Source organism: Salipaludibacillus daqingensis (assembly GCF_029891575.1).
Lineage (GTDB): Bacteria > Bacillota > Bacilli > Bacillales > Salisediminibacteriaceae > Salipaludibacillus > Salipaludibacillus daqingensis.
Window position 1 is genome coordinate 16,413 of the sequence record NZ_JARZHF010000017.1, and the last position, 18,361, is coordinate 34,773.

Sequence of the window (18,361 nt, forward strand, 5' to 3'; positions counted from 1 at the left end):
TAACCATGCCATCATGTCATAGTTAGAAAAATAGAATGTCAAAATGGCACAGCATTAAGTTAATCTCGATCATTTTCTAATCCATGATGGTCTATTTTCCGGTAAATGTTTCGCACACTTATACCTAAAATGTCTGCCGCTTCTGACTTGTTCCAATTCGTACTATCCAACACTTGCGCCATATGATCTCGTTCGATTTCTTCCAAAGATCTTTTTACAACTTCAGCTTTATCTGTCTTCTTACCAAAACTTTGTTCAGGCCCTTTCGTGTTCGGAAGGAGCAAATCTTCCACACAAATGACCCCATCGCTACAAAGTAAACACCCTCGTTCTATCATATGAAACAATTCCCGCACATTCCCTGGGAAGTCATACGCCATCAATGCCTCCATCGTTTCTTCTGTTAACGATGTTCCTTGCCATTTCTTTTTTGTATTCAAATAAAAACGAACAAGAGCCGGTATGTCTTCTTTCCGATCTCTTAATGGCGGAACGATAATCTTCAAGACTTGTAATCGGTAATATAAATCCTCTCGAAAATTTCCATTGGCTACTTCCTCTTCGACATTTCTGTTTGTCGCTGTTACAATCCTCACTTTCACTTGCCGTTCTTTTACTTCTCCAACTCGTCTAAACTGGCCTGTTTCCAAAAAACGAAGCAATTTCACTTGCACTCCCAAAGGCATTTCGCCAATCTCATCTAGAAACAGCGTCCCTTTATCTGCCACTTCGACAAGACCTTTTTTATCCTTTTGTGCCCCTGTAAATGCTCCTTTAACATGGCCAAATAGTTCGCTTTCTAGAAGCTGTTCTGGAATGGCTCCAGAATTAATTGCAATAAACGGTGCTTCTTTTCGTTCGCTCCAGTAGTGGAGTGCTTTCGCAAATAATTCTTTTCCCGTTCCACTTTCCCCTTCGATTAAAATCGATGCATCAGCATTGGCGACTTTTGCGGTTAAATGGATTGCGCTTTGTATTTCTTGACTTGTCCCAATAATTTCAAAGGAATTTTCTTTCGTATGCATCCATTCTTTCATAGTGTCGTGATCTTCTTTTAACTGCTTTTTTTCCAATGCTTTGGCAAGGACTACTTCAAGTTCAGAAAGGTTGTAAGGTTTCGTTAAATAATCGTAGGCTCCTTTTTTCATCGCTTCAATCGCCGTCTCGATCGTCCCATGACCTGTTAACATAATGATTTCCATCATTTTCCTGTCACTTTCTTTCACTTTTTCTAATAAAGAAAGTCCATCCATTCCGTCCATTCGTATATCAAATATGCCTAAATCGTATGTTTCGGTATTCAATTTGTTTAATGCTTCTTCCGCAGATGAACACCCCTCCGCGTCATATCCTTTGCGAACTAATCGATTCACTAGCAACTCACGAAGATCTTGTTCATCGTCTACTACTAATACGTTTTTCATCGTGATTCCCCCTCTCCTTCATCCACGTTCTCCGTCGATAACTCCACCGGTAACATGACCTTAAATGTACTTCCTACGTCTAGCTGACTTTCCACTTCCATCGTTCCGCGCATTTGCTTGACGATGCCATAACAGACAGATAAGCCAAGCCCTGTCCCTTTGCCTGTTGGTTTTGAGGTAAAAAACGGGTCGAACAGCTTTTGAATATTTGATTCAGATATCCCAATCCCGTTATCTTGAAAGGAAACCGTTACATACTCTGCGTCACGTTTCAAAAAGATATCCAACGTTGGTGACTCTTGTTGGCTTAAGGCATCCATGGCATTTTGAATCAAGTTAACGAACACTTGACTGATCTTCAATGGATCCCCCTTCATAACGGGCATGATTTCTTGTTTATGAATAGAGACTGAAACACGCTGTTTTTTCAAAGAATGCTCCATCAGCATCAAACTTTCGTTCAACACTGTATCAATCGAAAATTCCTCTGTTTTCCAAGGAGATTTTCTTGAGAAATTGAGTAAATTCGTCGTTATTTCTTTGCAACGGTTAATATTTTTACGAATGATTTGTAAATAATGATCCATATCGCCACTTTCAAGTAGCTCAGATTTGTCCTCTTCTAAACGATCCATAAGATCCTCGGCGTAAACTTGAACCGATGCTAGCGGGTTATTCACTTCATGTGCAAAACTTGAAGCCATTAAACCTAGTGCCGATAATTTATCTGTTTGAATCAGCTTCTCTTCCATCTTTTTCTCTTCCGTAATGTCCTCCATCACAATAAGAACTTCCTCATCGTCTTCAAGGGCATACTGTAGTGGAAAAACACGGTGACGATAGGTCCGCAACTCTCCATCTTTCCCTGTTTTCGTTAAAAGTTCATCCATTTTTTCAAACGAGGTGGCCTCATTTAATGGACAAGCATAACAAGGGGATTCTTTATCATCATTAAACAGTTGAAAACATGGGATATTCGTTCGAGAACCGATCCAATTTTGCAATGTTGGATTCATCCAAGCAATGGAATAATCTTTTTTTACAACTGCTAACCCTGCATCCATACTGTTAACGACAATATCTAACCGTTCTTTCTCTTGTTTTAACCGACGTTCTTTTTCTTGTATTTCTGTTGTCATTTCATTGAAAGCCATCGTCAATTCACCAAATTCGTCGTTCCGATCCACTTCCATTTTTTCAGGCCAATAGCCGTATTTAACGTGTTTCATTCCACTTTGTAACTTTTCTATTGGTTTGACAAAATAAAGCCCTGCATAAATACTAAGGACGCTTCCAAATAAAATCATCAAGGAAGCAGTGAAGGTTCCACTTCGAAGCATGTCATATATTGGGGCCAGCATCTCCCGCCTCGATTGTTCCAAAACGAGTTCCCATTCCACCTCATCGATCGGTGAACGAAGCATCATCATTCCATCCATGTCGTCCACGTTTTCCCTGTCTGATTGTTGCCAAAGATTGGCGTAGTCTTGATGGGCGATAATTTGTCCATGTTGATCTCGTAAATAGATCGCCGACTCATTTTCCATTTGATAAGATGATACATTTCCAATTAACTTTTGTAATTGAAGTGAAACTCCGATTTGATAAGCCGTTTCCCCAGAAGTTTCTACGACAAGTTGGATATAAGGTTGCCCATATTCATTAAATCTCACATCAGAGAAAAAGTGCCCTTCACTCTCTAACTGTTGCTCTTTCAGTGAATCAGCTAACCACTCGTCCTGATCTGGCTCAAGATCATTTAGTTCATATCTTGAAATACGCTCTTGCACATCCCCTTGCTCATCTAACAACACGATTTCATCAATCGATTCTTGTTGTTTTAGTAAATCATAAAAAACACTAGCTTGACCGGTTAGATCAGACATACTACCGATCATTTCCATCCGTTGAAACGTTTGATCGATATTGTTTCGTATCGTCTGGGCAAAATTTTCGACTCTCAGCTCTTGGGAAGATTCTGCTGATTCTTCCACATAGCCCGACATTTCTAGCAAGTAATAAACAGAAATAAGCAACAAGGGGATAATCGACATCATTAATCCGAAAAACAAAACTTTGTAACGAATTGATTGAAAGGCGTGGCGTCGTCTCATTCGCCCACACCCCCATTTCTTATTGGATCTACTAGTTTTAAGAGGTTTTCATCTACAGTTACGTTCAACTGTTCACGTACGTCTTCATTCATATAGAAAGATATTTGGTCCGGTAATTCTACGGGAATATCTTTAGGATCATTGCCTTGTAAAATCAAACTTATCTGTCTAGCAGCTTGAAGTCCTTGCTCATAAAAAGACGATCCATAACCTAATAGAAACCCCGCTTCCACTTCATAATCATACATGCCCATTGTAGGAAGATTTTCATCCTTCGCAAACGACACAATCTCTTCTGTTAAACCTTCAATTTGAAAACTCGGTAACGTCATTAACCCATCCCCAGGTTGCACGATGGATACAAGTTCCTCCTCATCCAACTCGTCAGAAACGTGGAAAGGAACGATCGGTAAACTTAATCGCTCCGCCGCTTCCTCCGTAAGAGCTAACGACCGACGACTAATATCAATTCCTTCACTGTATAATAAAATAACTCTCTCGACCTCAGGAACCATGTCTGTGAACAGTTCAAGTCTCTTCGCTGATAGGTTCATGTGATAATTATTAATACCTGTGAAATTTCCGCCAGGATGACGAAAATCGGAGATGATTCCTGTTTCTAAAGGAGCCGCCATTCCTATGAAAACGGTTGGTATAGTTTTCCCAACATCATCCATCACTTCAGCTAAAACTTGTGTTTCAATCCCTCCAAATGACGCAATGACTTGAACGTCGTCTTCGGCTACAAGCTCTCTCGCATATGGTTCTAATAATTCCGCTTCTTCTTCCCCTTCATAAACAATAAATACCATTTCCTCGGTCTCGTAACCTAAATCTTCTAAACCAGCTTTTAGTCCTTCTAATTTATCTATTCGATTCTCGCCTGTTAACAACACTCCAACGGTATGGACTTCTTCTTGTTCTGCGAATTCTCGAAATAAAAATATCGCCATGAAGACCACTATTACTGCGAAGAGAAGCAATCCCTTCTTCACCGCAATCTCCTCCCCCCTCATTAAACTTCTATTAACTCTCTTTTTCTTGTTGTCTTTGCTCTTGTACTTGTTGTTTTTTATACTCTTTTCCGAGCAAAACCCCCGCTGGAATAGATAAAAATGCTAATACAGCGATGACGAAAAAACCTTCTGTTATTGCCGTTAGACTTGCTTCTTCGATTGGGATACTTGAATTATTGGCCATCACTTGCCCACGTCTTACTTCAAAATAGATCGAAACAAATACAATCCCAAGAGCGGAGCTCATTTGTCTTAAAACATTATTCATTGCTGAACCACGCGAAACAAACTTCTCTGGTATGGAGTTCATTCCGGCCGTTGTTGCTGGCATCGTACTTAATCCCATTCCAATCCCTCGTACGGCATTCAAGACAAAAATCACCCATATCGCTGTTTCCATTCCGATAAAACCAAGCAGCAATGTCCCTACTGCTACAATCGTTAAACCTGTTGTGACAATGATCGCTGGTCCTTGTTTATCCAATAATCGCCCACCAATTGTCATGAATACTCCTGTTAATAAAGCCGCTGGTAAAAACGTTAATCCTGTCATAATTGCACCAAGACCATACACTTGCTGAATCAATAAGGGAAGAAGAAAAATCCCTCCAAATAATGAAACAGAACTGATCATCGCTACCCAAACGCTATATGTATAGGCAGGGATTTTGAAAATGGATAAGTCCAATAATGGTTGGTCCGTTCGATTTTCAATACGTACAAATAGGATTAACGATATTATTCCAACAATAAATAGACTAATATTCGTCACGTCTCGCAAATGACTCAATTCAGATACTCTACCTAGGGCAAATAACATGGATCCTACACCTAACGTCACCGTAATAAAACCTAATAGATCGAAACGAATGTTAGCTACTTTTTCTGTTTGCTTCAGATAAACAATCGAAAAAATGAGCCCGAGCACACCTGTTGGGATATTAAACAAAAATAACCATTCCCAAGTACCCATTTCAATAATAACTCCACCAAGAGTCGGACCAATTGTTGGTGCCATCATCGCCGCAATTCCCCAAACGCCTGTTGCAAGCCCTCGTTCTTTTCTCGGAAAAGCTTCAAATATTAGTGCTAAAGACAACGGCATCATCACACCACCACCGACGCCTTGGAGGCCTCTGAAAAATATTAATGACGATAAGTCCCAAGAAAGAGAACCTAATATCGAGCCTAAAATAAACAAACATAAACCAGCTATGTAAAGTTGTTTCTTACCAAATTTATCTCCTAAAAATCCAGTTAGAGGCATGATCATTCCCATCGTAACCATAAAAATGGTGATAACCCATCCTGTTGCGACAGCATCTGAATCAAACACATTCATTAAATGAGGAACTGCAGGATTTAGCATGCTATTATTTAATATAATTGTAAACGTTCCTAGTAAGACTGTTATGACAACCAGCCATTTCTGTGGGATTTTTGCCATGATTTCACCATCACTCTTTCTTCGTTTTACGAAAGGTTTCTGTCTCCTTCTACTATACCACGAGTGTATTATGGATGAATTAGAAAAGTCTTGAAAGGGGGAAAGGAACTATACCTGCGTCATGCTTCAACACGCCTCCAAAAAAAGCCCCCGATAACTATTAATATTCACCGTCCTTCGATCCTCGAGAAACACAAAAAAAGCAGCCTCTCAATAGAAGGTCTGCTTTATAATACTTCTTTATAATGGATAATGTTTTAAGAAATAGATCAGTGATTGTAATTCCACTGAAAGATCTATATGATGAACTCTGACATCATCTGGTACTGAAAGACGTGCTGGTGTGAAATTCAAAATCCCTTTGATGCCTGCTCCCACTAGCTGATCAGCAATAGGCTGAGCCACATGTGATGGCACAGTAAGAATGACCACTTCCACATTGTTATTAGCAATTCGCTCCTTAAATTCATCCAAATGATAAATTGGTACATCCCCAATTACGTTTCCAACTTTGCTATCATCCACATCAAAAGCCATTTCAATTCTCGTATTATTACTTTTGCTGAAGTTATAGTTTAGAAAGGCTGTCCCTAAATTACCAACACCAACGAGTGTTACTTTTGTTAACTCATCTTGATCAAGCGTTTTTCTGAAAAAAGAAAGTAAATAATTCACATTATAACCATAACCTTTTTTTCCTAATGCACCGAAATAAGAAAAGTCTCTTCGAATTGTCGCAGAGTCTACCTTAACCGCTTCACTTAATTCTGAAGAAGAAACTCTGTGTTTCCCCGATGCCTGTAATCCTTCTAAAAATCGATAATACAATGGCAGTCGCTTCGCCGTTGCTTGTGGGATTTTTGTTTGATCGATATCCATCAATATGTCGCCTCCATCCTCAATACTTTAAGTTTGTTCATCTCTTCATTTATATTTTCAACCGTCTATGGGACCGTTTCTTTTATAGTCACCACTTTTACCACCTGTTTTTTCGGTTAAATACGTCTTACCTATAACCATGCCTTTGTCGATGGCTTTACACATATCATAAATGGTTAATGCTGTCGCCGATGCAGATGTCAGCGCTTCCATTTCAACACCTGTACTTCCTTTTGTTTTTACACTTACTTCGATGTTCAATTCGTATGTATCTTCCTTCACGTTCCAATCAAAACGAATGTCTACACCTGATAAGGACAACGGGTGACACATAGGTATCCATTGTGATGTATTTTTGGCTGCCATTACTCCTGCTACTTGAGCAACCGCAAGAACATCGCCTTTTTTCATCGTCCCGTCCTGAATCCCTTCATATATTTTCTTATTCACATAAATACTCGATTTCGCCACAGCAGTTCTGAACGTTTCACCTTTTTGTGAAATATCGACCATTTTAGCCCGTCCCTGTTCATTAAAGTGTGTGAAAGAATCCATTTACATCCCCCTCTTTTCTCTTCTTATTGTACACTATTTATTCACAATCTGTACAATTCTGGTTTTTTTATATCTTTAAATAGCATATGTAATGAATCTATTCTTGTATTTATTCCCCCTTGTATTACAGCTTCATCACCTTTTTTTCTGTCTAGCGCACCTTACCGTGAAGGTTGCCATACTCGTTCGTTCTCATGTACACTTAGCTTGAGATATTGAACGGAAATGGATTGCGAGGATGACCAAACATGATCTTATTACAATGTGCACAAATATCAAAATCTTTTGGAACAGATGACATTCTTTCCAATGTAAAATTAGAGATAAAAAGTAACGAACGAATTGCCTTAGTAGGGAGAAATGGTGCCGGAAAATCAACCTTACTAAAAATAATTACTGGGGAATTGCCTTATGACTCAGGCAATTTAATGATTCCTAAAGATGTACAAATAGGCTATCTTGCTCAAGACAGTGGCCTAGAGTCCACTCGAACAATTTGGGAAGAAATGCTGACAGTTTTTGAATCTCTGCAAAAAATGGAGAAAAACTTACGCAAACTCGAAGAAAAAATGAGTGATCCTGATCGTCCTGACTATGAAAAAGTACTCGTGGAATACGATCAATTACAGCAAGACTTCAAAGATCGCGGTGGCTTTCAATACGAAGCAGATATAAGAAGCATCTTATCTGGACTTAATTTTCGAAACTTTGATTATAACACCACCATCCATTCCTTAAGTGGTGGTCAAAAAACAAGACTAGCACTAGGGAAACTCTTATTATCAAAACCAGACTTGTTAGTTTTGGATGAGCCTACGAACCACTTGGATATTCAAACGCTCACATGGCTCGAACAATATTTATCTGGTTATGATGGCGCGATTTTAATCGTTTCCCATGACCGATATTTCCTTGACCGTGTCGTTGGACATGTTTACGAACTTTCCTTCAACAAAACAATGAAATACATCGGTAACTACTCACAATATTTAGATGAAAAAGCACGACTATATGATCAAGAAATGAAACAATTCGAAAAACAACAAGGTGAAATCAAAAAACTAGAAACATTTGTCCAAAAAAACTTAGCACGTGCTTCAACAAGTAACAGAGCAAAAAGCCGTCGCAAACAATTGGAACGTATGACAGTGAAAGACAGGCCTACAAGCGAAGATCAATCAGCAAATTTCCGCTTTGATATTGATCGTCAAAGTGGTAATGACGTCTTAATGATCAATGATTTAACTGTCGGATACAATAACGATCCTCTTTTTGAAAATGTTAGTCTCAAGATGAATCGAGGAGAGAGTGTTGCGTTAATCGGTCCAAACGGAATCGGAAAATCAACACTCATCAAAGCTATTGCAGGCAAAATAAACCTGATGAAAGGCGATATTCGCTATGGAAGCAATGTCTCTATCGGTTACTACGATCAAGAACAAACCGAACTAACTTCTAACAAAACCGTTCTTCAAGAATTGTGGGATGACTATCCACAGACGAATGAAAAAGATATCCGGACGGTTTTAGGAAATTTCTTATTTAGTGGGGAAGACGTGTTGAAGACTGTTTTTGATTTAAGTGGTGGCGAAAAGGCGCGATTATCTCTAGCGAAACTGATGATGCAAAAAGCTAACTTTCTTATTTTAGATGAGCCTACAAACCATTTGGATTTGGACAGCAAAGAAGTTCTCGAAAATGCCCTTATTGAATATCCTGGTACACTTTTATTTGTTTCCCACGACCGTTATTTCGTTAATCGTATGGCTACAAGAGTTGTGGAACTTTCCTCTAAATCCATGACGAGTTTTCTTGGGGATTACGATTATTACTTAGCTAAAAAAGAAGAACAGGCTGAGTTTAAACGGTTGGAAGATGAAAAAGTTGCGGCTAGCGGGCGTGTTACTAAACCTGTGACTACCGATAAACAAACGAAGTCCGATTACGAAAGAAATAAAGATCAACAAAAAGTGCAGCGCCAAAGACAACGACGGATTGACGAAGTTGAAAAACAAGTAGAACAAAAAGAATCCGTTATTGCTCATATTGAGGAGCAATTATGTGATCCTGAAGTGTTCCAAGATCACGAAAAATCTCTCGAACTTAATGAAAAGCTAGAACAAACAAAACAGACAATGGAGATACTCATGGAAGAATGGGAAGAACTCCAATTAGAAATGGATTAAAGTTATCCACACATAAGCCTTATGTTTGTTAATAACGTTCGTTATTTAACGAAAATTCCACCGTCAATCTTAGTTATTGGCGGTCTTTTTATGTTATCAACAAGCCAATAAAAAAATGAAAATAAAATCAAATTATCCTTGACTTTTCCACAACCTCGACGACAGCTTTACAACTAAAAAGAAAACGAATGCAATTATCAAAAAGATGATTATATTCTGACATATCCACACAATCCACAGGTTTATCCACAGGTTGAACCTTGTTTTAACAGTGTTCACTCTGTTTGTTAACAAAACATGCTATTTATCCACAAAATAATTGTTAACAATCATACGATAGATTTATCAACGTTTTAGAGAGTTATGCACACTATCCACAGTTTGTTGATAACATGTTATTAACAAGATCATACTTTCCCCTTTTTAACAAAAATATCAAAAAAACATCGTCATTTTCCTCAACCTGTGGAAAAGACGATGTTTTTATCGTTTATTTCGTTATTTTAACATTAATCCTGCCTGTCCATTTAATCGATCATCGGCATATTTTCCGTCCCAAAAAAGAAACGTTCCAGCAGATCCGATCATCGCTGCATTATCGGTGCATAATTTCAACGGTGGAATCGTCAACGTTATATCTGCTTTTTCACATGCTTCCGTTAACGTTTTTCTTAACCCTCGATTAGCTGCAACACCACCGGCTAACAAAATCCGGTTAACACCTTTTTCTTTCGCTGCACGCATCGCTTTCGTTACAAGAACTTCAATGACACTTGCTTGAAAACTTGCGGCGATTTCTTCATTTGACCATTGTTCTCCCCGCTGTTTTGCATTGTGAAGTGTATTAATAACTGACGATTTTAAGCCACTGAAGCTAAAATCGTATGAACCTTCTTCAAGCCAGGCTCTGGGAAAGTTGATCACCGCTTCTCCTTCATGGGCTAACTTATCCATTTGAGGACCACCTGGATATGGTAAACCTAATGTTCTCGCGACTTTATCGTATGCTTCACCAACTGCATCATCTCTTGTCTCACCAATGACTTCATACGATCCATGTTCCTTCATGTATATAAGTTCCGTATGGCCTCCGGACACAACGAGCGTCAACAACGGAAATGTCAGTTCCTCAACAATATGATTGGCGTATATATGACCAGCAATATGATGAACACCAATTAACGGTTTCCCCCACGCAAAAGCAACCGCTTTGGCTGCATTGACACCTACTAACAACGCTCCAACTAAACCTGGACCTTCCGTTACTGCTACAGCATCAATTTCGTCTTTCGATACGTTCGCTTCCTTCATCGCTTCTTCCAAAATAAAGGTTATTTGCTCCACATGATGCCTAGAAGCAATTTCAGGCACTACGCCACCGAACCTTTTATGACTTTCTATTTGTGAAGATACGACATTACTGAGTACGTCCCGTCCATTTCTCACAACAGCAACAGAAGTTTCATCACAGCTTGTTTCAATCGCTAATATTGTTGTACTTTCTCGTTCACTCATTCTAATCCCACCCACATAACTAAAGCATCTTCTTGGTTATCCGTATAATATTTTTTACGAATGCCACCATCTTTTAATCCATATTTGCGGTACAACGCTTGTGCTGCTTTATTCGATACTCGCACTTCCAAACTGATTTTTACAGCTCCTAATTTCTTTGCCATTTCCATGGCACCTTGAAATAGATACTCGCCTAGGCCTTGACGGCGAAGGGAGCTGTGAATTCCTATATTCGTAATGTGTGCTTCATCAACGATCACCCAGAGCCCACAATAACCGACTATTTTATCGTCCACTTCTGCAACAAGGTAATAAGCGAATTGATTTTTTGTTATTTCATTAAAAAATACAGAATAAGTCCATGGTTGAGGGAAACAATCTTTTTCAACTTCCATCACTTGGTCTAAGTCATCCACTTCCATCAAACGAATTTGTACTACTTCTTCCATAACCATTCTCCTATAAACTAATTATCGCGAACGTTGTTTTTATTGGCTTCTAGCCATTTCGCTTCCGCTTCAGCTAACCGGTGATAATTCGGCGAAAACGTATGCGTTTCCTGTTTATCAACGATCGCATTCATCCCTACTACAGCAAGTTCTAACGGCCGCGGTAAACAATCAATGGCTGACCCAAACACCGCTAAATCACCTAATATTTCAGTTATTAGTTCTTCATGTTTATCTATATCAGGGCTTAAAAATAACACCGGTTCATCCAATTCTTTTAACGACGTTAACCATTGTTCATGAATTGTCATGCAATCTTCTTTTTCAGAGACCATCGTTCCCTCAGCACCTCGATAAAGGCCTGTAAATACTTGCCCTCTTCTTGCATCAAAAAATGGGGAGACCACTCCTTGAAAATATCGACCATTTTGAGCAAGCATTTCCATGCTAGAAACACCTACAACAGGGACACCTAAACTCCACGCCAACGTTTTTGCTGTCGTGACACCGATTCGAACTCCTGTGTAGGAGCCTGGTCCTTCCGAAACAACCATTCGATCCAAATCTTTCGGCTCCATTTCCACTTCATTAAATAAAGCGCGGATTGCTGGCATTAAACGTATGGAATGGTTTTTCTTTTCATGGGTTACCATCTCCCCCACTGGAACGCCGTCTTTCAGAAGAGCAACTCCCATTACATACGTCGACGTATCAATTGCTAATATGTTCATAATCCATAAACTCCTTAATTAAAGTCACATAATAATCGCCAGTTGGTATGAAATAGAAGAGCCTTTCGTCTTCCCCAGTATACTCGATCACGATGTCTAACCGCTCTTCTGGTAATTGCTCCGCGATCATCTCTGGCCACTCGATTACCGTCACTCCACCACTCTCAAAGTATTCGTCCAAACCAAGGTCTTCCAACTCATCAGCAATACGATACGCATCCATATGATAAAAAGGTAAATACCCTTGATACTCTTTCATAATGGTAAATGTAGGGCTATTCACTGTCCGTTCTACACCTAATGCTTTTGCTAACGATTTTGTAAACGTCGTTTTTCCCGCTCCTAAATCGCCTTTCAATGTAATAATATCATTTGGCTTCACAAGTTTCCCTAATTTATCAGCAATTTCTGCTGTTTTCTTTGGGGAAACGGATTTTATTGTCCATTCTTCTTTCATCTATAGCCACTCCTGATTGATCAAAAATGTTGATAGCCTGATTTCTCTATCAAAGATCGTTTTTCTTGCCTTTTTAAAAATACTGAGCCTTTCCCTTTTTCAACTGTGCCAATTTGGAATAGTGAAAGATTATTTTCACTGAATAACAGTAATAGCTTTTCCCAACCGTTAGGAGAAATTGTACCAACTAGCTGAAAGTCTTCTCCTCCGTAAAGCATCCACTCTTCTTGTTTTTGTATAGAATGTGTTTGAAATTCGGTATGAATTGGCAACGTATCCCAATCAATAACGATGTTCACTCCGCTTGCTTCCGCGATTTCTTTCGCTTCATGAGCAATCCCATCACTTATATCATTTAACGAAACCCTTTCCCCACATTCAGCAAGCAATCGTCCTGCCAACAGTTGTGGTTCTGGCTGTTGATGCGCTTTTATAAATGGACTTAACGTCTGATCATCGATTGCTGATAAGCCTTTTTGGAGCAAAACTTCCAATCCATAAGCGGACAAACCAATGTCTCCCGTTATAAAAAGAATGTCCTCTTCTTCTGCATTCGACCTTAATAAATGACGTCCTCTCTCTACTTGGCCGATCACCGTTACAGTAATGACCAACGACTCTTTCGTAGACACGGTGTCCCCACCAATCAAGTCTACTTGAAAGCGAGATGCTAACTCCTCCATGCCATGATAGATCTCGATTCGTTCTGCTTCTGTCCAACCTTCTTTAGGAACAGCAATCGATACGAGATAATAAAGGGGAATCGCTCCCATCGCTGCTAAATCACTTAAATTAACGGCAAGAGCTTTATACCCAATGGATTTAATTGGCATCGTTTCTTTCTTAAAGTGAATCCCTTCCACCATCGTATCCACTGCAACAACTTGATCAAATTTCTGATCCACACGATAAACAGCAGCATCGTCACCAATCCCTACTTTTAAAGATGAATGGAAATGACTTTTAGGTGCAATTGATTTTATCCAATCAAATTCATTGTTCATAAAGAATCCCCTACCTCGCCTCTTTGCTCTTCTCACTCATTTTAACCGTTTTCCATTATATCAAACAAACAAGAAAAAAAGGAGAGAAAACCTCTCCTTAAGATAGTGCTTTCTGAAATACTTCCACGATATCTTCCGCGTCTTCAATTCCAACGGAGATACGTATCATCGAATCCGTCACACCTAGTTTTTCTCGCATATCTTTAGGCACTGGACGATGCGATGTACCAACCGGATATGTGATTGAAGTCTCAACCCCAGCTAATGTTGGAACAATTTTGACCCAATCAAGCTTTGTAGAAAATTCCTGAACACTTATTCCTTCTGCTAAATCAATCGTCACAATCGCTCCATTACCTTCTTCCGATACCGCCTTCGGATAAAACACGTTGTTTATCTTTGCATGTCCTTCAAGAGATCGAGCTAACTTTTGTGCGTTTGAACATTGGCGTTCCATACGTAAACTTAATGTCTTTAATCCTCGACAGCCAAGCCACCCGTCAAACGGACCTAGGTTGCTTCCAAGAATAGATACTTTCCCTTTTGCCTTGACCATCAGCTCACGACTTCCAGTGACAATGCCTGCTGAAACGTCACTGTGACCTGCTATATATTTCGTCGCACTATGTGCGACAATATCTGCACCAATTTCATGGGGGCGAATTAAGTAAGGGGTCGCAAATGTGTTATCCACCATTGTTTTCAGACCATGGCTAGCAGCGATTTTTACGATACCTTCTAGATCTTCTACTCTTAAAAGTGGGTTTGTAATTGACTCTGTATAGAGCAATACCGTATTTTCTCGAATCTCATCTTCTATTTCTTCTCGACTCGAATAATCTACAAAACTAACAGAAATACCAAAGTCTTTTAACTCATGTGCAAAAAGCTGATATGTACCACCGTATAAATCCTCTGTTGCAATGATATGATCTCCTGTTTTCGCAACAGCTAGCACACCTGCAAGGATAGCTGATAATCCAGAAGCAGATGCCACGCCCATTTCAGCTCCTTCTAAATCAGCCACACCTTTTCCTAAATCATCTGTATTCGGATTTCCCATTCGTGTATACATATATGATTTTTTACCTTCAAAATAACTTTCCATATCATCGATATCGTGAAATGAAAAAGCGGATGTTTGATAAATTGGTTTTGTTTTACTTACTTCACTCGTCTCCATCTTCTGAGGAAAATGGACATTTTTTGTTTGAAATCGCAAATTACGTCAACACCTTTCAAAACTTGTCATCTATCTATCATACCTTATTTCAATAATCATGAAAAATATTTCTTTATGTTTTTGAAATATTCTTGCTATTATTAGCCATATTTCTCGTTTCACTCAAGAAAAACCAATTTCCCTTCTATAATATGGTAGTTATTTCTAGTATTTAGGGTTTATGAACGACCAATTATTTACCCTGTTCTTCCCTACCTATCCAAAAGTCAATAGTATTTTTATGTTAAAATAAACTTAGAGATTGTCATTTCGTGTATATCAGAGATTTGAGCATATAAAAGTTCGATTATTAAAGAAATAATTTCTTTTAGAAACGTTTACAGTATTTTTATTTTATCGTTGGTAGAATTTATATAAAAAATAAGGAGAGTTATATGTCTGTTAAAATAACACATAAGGGTAAGCAAATGGTTCTTAAACAAATAGCTAATTTTGAACAAGAATTGAAGCAAGTACGTATTGATAAAAATAATGCATATCATGCGTGCGGTGATGATAAGTTAGCTAATCCTAATTTTCATAAATTAATGCAAGATGAACGTATATTAGTAGAACGTATTCAAGATATTCATCAAACGTATAAGAATGCTGAACTTATTGAGTTTGATGATCGAAATACGAAAAAAGTTGATATTGGCTCTATCGTAAAGTGTTCGTTTGACTATGCAACTTTTACGGAAGAAGAAGTATATGAAATCGTTGGTTACGGTGAATCTAATATAGAGGAAAATAAACTTTTCTATGATACAGAAGTTGCAAGGAACTTGATAGATTTAAAAATTGGCGAGGAAACTATTTTGTCCGTTCCTTCAGGAAAAGTAAAGTGTAAGGTTTTAAAGATGTATAGCGGATGGGAAGAAGTTGAGATTCCTTTATAAAAAGAAATAATGTTATATTTGTTCTTTTTCCAACTATAGGGAGGAACTTTACTTTAAGAAGACAAACAATTTATAACGCATGAATGTGAACTGCACCCGAATTGATGGACGTAATCTATCAATTGGAGGTGCAGTAGTTTTTCTATGAATTACTACATGCTATGTTGTCTTCATAGTATCAAAACTACATAGCAACAGTTCTATTTAAAAATGACTTATTTATGCACTTTTTGCTCAGAATAGAGCGGAAACGACATATAAAAAGTTGTTCCTCTATTTACTTCACTCTTAATATGATATTTGCCGCCATGATTTTCAATTATTCTAAAAGTCATCATCAATCCTAACCCAGTACCTTTTTTCTTAAGGGAATAAAATGGTACTCCTAATTTATCGATTTCGACTTCCGTTAAACCAACACCTTCATCAGAAATCTCAATTTGTAGTCTATTATCATCTTCTGAAATAGAGATTATTACGGTTCCACCCTCAGGCATTGATTCCATTCCATTTTTTATAATATTGATAAACACTTGTTTTAATTGATTTTCCTCACAATTTACATTTGTTTTATCTGTGCTACAAATCAAATGGAAACGAACATTTTTTAAATTTGATTCTGGTTCCAAAAATTTAATGACATACTCAATGATGGACTGAATATCTTTTGGGGTGTAAGTTACTTCATGTGGTTTTGCGAGCATCATAAATTCATTTACTATGACTGCAATTCTATCAATTTCTTCAAGCATAATACCTTTGAAAGGAGATTGAAAAGAATCTAGCTGTGTAAAGCCTTTAATTGATGTAAGTGGATTACGAATTTCATGTGCTAAACCTGCGGCCAGCTCTCCTAAAACAGATAACTTTTCCGATCTAAGTAGTAATTCTTCCCCTTTTTTTCGAGAAGTAATATCTTGCTGGATCGTTATAAATTGAAAAGGTTTATTTTCTTCTACTAATGGCACAATTGTAGTCGCAACCCAAAAAGGACTACCATCTTTTGCTTTTTGTTTCAATTCTCCTCGCCAAACTTCGCCTTGCTTGATGGTATCAATGATCTCTTCATGGAACTGATCTGGATAATTATCCATGTTTAACGTACGGTACTCTTTTCCTATCAGCTCTCTTTTATCATATTGCGTAATTTGGCAGAACTTATCGTTAACATAAGTAATCACCCCTCGTCGATCAACCATGACTACAATAGACGATTTATCCAATGCTTCTTGGATATCAATGAATCTTTTTTGGAAAAATGAGACGTCTTTGACTGTCACAATGTATCCGTTAAAATAATTATCAACATCGTACTCATTAATGATTATGTTACATGAATCCGATTCCCCCATTTCTATACCATACTCCAATGGGAAATCCTCTACTTTCCTATGTTTAATCAACTCAGTTTGTTTTTCTCCAATAAATATATCGAGCTTTCTCCCAATTAATTCATTCTTGTATTTAATATTTAAAGAATTAGAGCATTTTTCAATTAGATTATTCGCATAACTATTAAACCAAACAATAGTCATTTCTTTGTCTAAGATAAAGATGTTTTCACTAACTTGATTCATAACCTGAAGCAATTCACTTTTTATCATTGAACCCAATTCCAATTGCAGACACTCCTTTTATAAAAACATTAAATACAGGAATAACACATTTAGGGATTATTTCCTTTTAATGTATCATAAATTCTATTATATTTGTAATCAATACTAGAACTATTTGAGCAGTTTCTCACTGTAATTAACTACTAGTTATCCTATTGCCAAATTGTTGGTCGTTACGGTGCTAGTGGTTTGTTTTAGTGTCCTAAATGCGTAAATAACGGGTTTATAGGGTACTAATCGACTTCTTTAGCTACCCTCTTTTTGTAAAACAGCTCTTCATAGGTCGCTAGTTGACCTCTCTTGTGACCGTCTTTCACCAAAATCAGCTCATGTCTGGCACAAGACGCTCTCTCTTAGTTGCTTGCTCTAGTGACCCTAAATACGTTAATGACATATTTATAGGGCACTAATCGACTGCTTTAGTGACCCTAAATTCTTTTTTATTGCATTTTAGGGGCATTAGTTGCTTGCTCTAGTGACCCTAAATACGTAAATGGCATATTTATAGGGCACTAATCGACTGCTTTAGTGACCCTCTTTTTCCAAAATAGCTCTTCATAGGTCGCTAGTTGACCTCGCTTCTGACCGTGTTTCATCAAAATCAGCTCACGTCGGTCACAAGACGCCCTCTCTTGTGACCGTCTTTTACCAAATTCAACTCGCTTTGGTCACAAGACGTCCTCTCTTGTGTCCGTCTTTCACCAAAATCCACTCGCTTTGGTCACAAGACGCCCTGTTATTGCTTGTTCACACATCCAATAACTCGCCGCCAAACTTCAAACCCAACAAACCCAAAATCAACATCCTCAAAAAACCAAACACAAAAAAGACACCCTCATAAATGAGA

At 38.2% G+C, this 18,361-nt stretch carries 15 protein-coding genes; 2 read left to right on the top strand and 13 right to left on the bottom strand.

From position 1 onward, the window contains the following. Nucleotides 1–59 precede the first annotated feature (59 nt). From QDN89_RS21675 to moaC, 6 genes are all read right to left on the bottom strand, one after another. Entirely contained in the window at nt 60–1,424 is a 1,365-nt protein-coding gene (locus tag QDN89_RS21675) for a sigma-54-dependent transcriptional regulator (RefSeq protein ID WP_280772279.1), read from the bottom strand. Then, nucleotides 1,421–3,538 (bottom strand): PAS domain-containing sensor histidine kinase, encoded by a 2,118-nt coding sequence (locus QDN89_RS21680; protein WP_280772280.1) that lies wholly within the window; start codon nt 3,536–3,538, stop codon nt 1,421–1,423. The genes QDN89_RS21675 and QDN89_RS21680 overlap by 4 nt, the downstream gene beginning before the upstream one ends. Next, nucleotides 3,535–4,533 (bottom strand): ABC transporter substrate-binding protein, encoded by a 999-nt coding sequence (locus QDN89_RS21685; protein ID WP_280772281.1) that lies wholly within the window; start codon nt 4,531–4,533, stop codon nt 3,535–3,537. Before QDN89_RS21685 ends, QDN89_RS21680 begins: the two co-directional genes overlap by 4 nt. Before the next feature lie 31 nt (nt 4,534–4,564). Beyond that, on the bottom strand, nt 4,565–6,001 hold the full coding sequence (locus QDN89_RS21690) for a DHA2 family efflux MFS transporter permease subunit (protein WP_280772282.1): 1,437 nt from the start codon (nt 5,999–6,001) through the stop codon (nt 4,565–4,567). Nucleotides 6,002–6,241: 240 nt separating this feature from the next. Then, nucleotides 6,242–6,880, bottom strand: a complete 639-nt coding sequence (locus QDN89_RS21695) for a redox-sensing transcriptional repressor Rex (RefSeq protein ID WP_280772283.1) — start codon at nt 6,878–6,880, stop codon at nt 6,242–6,244. A 57-nt stretch (nt 6,881–6,937) separates the two neighbouring features. Beyond that, nucleotides 6,938–7,435, bottom strand: coding sequence for a cyclic pyranopterin monophosphate synthase MoaC (gene moaC, locus QDN89_RS21700; protein WP_280772284.1), 498 nt, complete (start codon nt 7,433–7,435; stop codon nt 6,938–6,940). A 248-nt stretch (nt 7,436–7,683) separates the two neighbouring features. On the opposite strand from moaC, the gene QDN89_RS21705 reads away from it, so the two are divergent. Continuing rightward, entirely contained in the window at nt 7,684–9,621 is a 1,938-nt protein-coding gene (locus tag QDN89_RS21705; protein WP_280772285.1) for an ABC-F family ATP-binding cassette domain-containing protein, read from the top strand. 498 nt (nt 9,622–10,119) lie between these two features. Here the strand turns inward: QDN89_RS21705 and tsaD are convergent, their stop codons facing one another. The 6 genes from tsaD to QDN89_RS21735 form a co-directional block, all read right to left on the bottom strand. After that, the gene (gene tsaD / locus QDN89_RS21710; RefSeq protein WP_280772286.1) at nt 10,120–11,136 is read right to left on the bottom strand and encodes a tRNA (adenosine(37)-N6)-threonylcarbamoyltransferase complex transferase subunit TsaD; all 1,017 of its coding nucleotides are present in this window, start codon (nt 11,134–11,136) and stop codon (nt 10,120–10,122) included. Continuing rightward, entirely contained in the window at nt 11,133–11,585 is a 453-nt protein-coding gene (gene rimI, locus QDN89_RS21715) for a ribosomal protein S18-alanine N-acetyltransferase (protein WP_280772287.1), read from the bottom strand. Before rimI ends, tsaD begins: the two co-directional genes overlap by 4 nt. Before the next feature lie 17 nt (nt 11,586–11,602). Next, nucleotides 11,603–12,316 (bottom strand): tRNA (adenosine(37)-N6)-threonylcarbamoyltransferase complex dimerization subunit type 1 TsaB, encoded by a 714-nt coding sequence (tsaB, locus tag QDN89_RS21720; RefSeq protein WP_280772288.1) that lies wholly within the window; start codon nt 12,314–12,316, stop codon nt 11,603–11,605. Then, nucleotides 12,297–12,773 (bottom strand): tRNA (adenosine(37)-N6)-threonylcarbamoyltransferase complex ATPase subunit type 1 TsaE, encoded by a 477-nt coding sequence (gene tsaE, locus QDN89_RS21725; protein WP_280772289.1) that lies wholly within the window; start codon nt 12,771–12,773, stop codon nt 12,297–12,299. The genes tsaB and tsaE overlap by 20 nt, the downstream gene beginning before the upstream one ends. 20 nt (nt 12,774–12,793) lie before the next feature. Next, nucleotides 12,794–13,777 (bottom strand): thiamine-phosphate kinase, encoded by a 984-nt coding sequence (gene thiL / locus QDN89_RS21730; RefSeq protein WP_280772290.1) that lies wholly within the window; start codon nt 13,775–13,777, stop codon nt 12,794–12,796. A 97-nt stretch (nt 13,778–13,874) separates the two neighbouring features. Continuing rightward, a complete protein-coding gene (locus QDN89_RS21735) occupies nt 13,875–14,999 on the bottom strand; it encodes a trans-sulfuration enzyme family protein (protein WP_280772291.1) in 1,125 nt (374 codons plus the stop codon). 395 nt (nt 15,000–15,394) lie between these two features. Between QDN89_RS21735 and QDN89_RS21740 the strand changes: the two genes are divergently transcribed. Then, entirely contained in the window at nt 15,395–15,898 is a 504-nt protein-coding gene (locus QDN89_RS21740) for a GreA/GreB family elongation factor (protein ID WP_280772292.1), read from the top strand. A gap of 215 nt (nt 15,899–16,113) precedes the next feature. On the opposite strand, the gene QDN89_RS21745 is transcribed toward QDN89_RS21740, so the two are convergent. After that, nucleotides 16,114–17,517 carry an ATP-binding protein gene (locus QDN89_RS21745; RefSeq protein WP_280772293.1) on the bottom strand — a complete coding sequence of 468 codons (1,404 nt, stop codon included), beginning with the start codon at nt 17,515–17,517 and terminating at the stop codon, nt 16,114–16,116. Between the last annotated feature and the right edge of the window lie 844 nt (nt 17,518–18,361).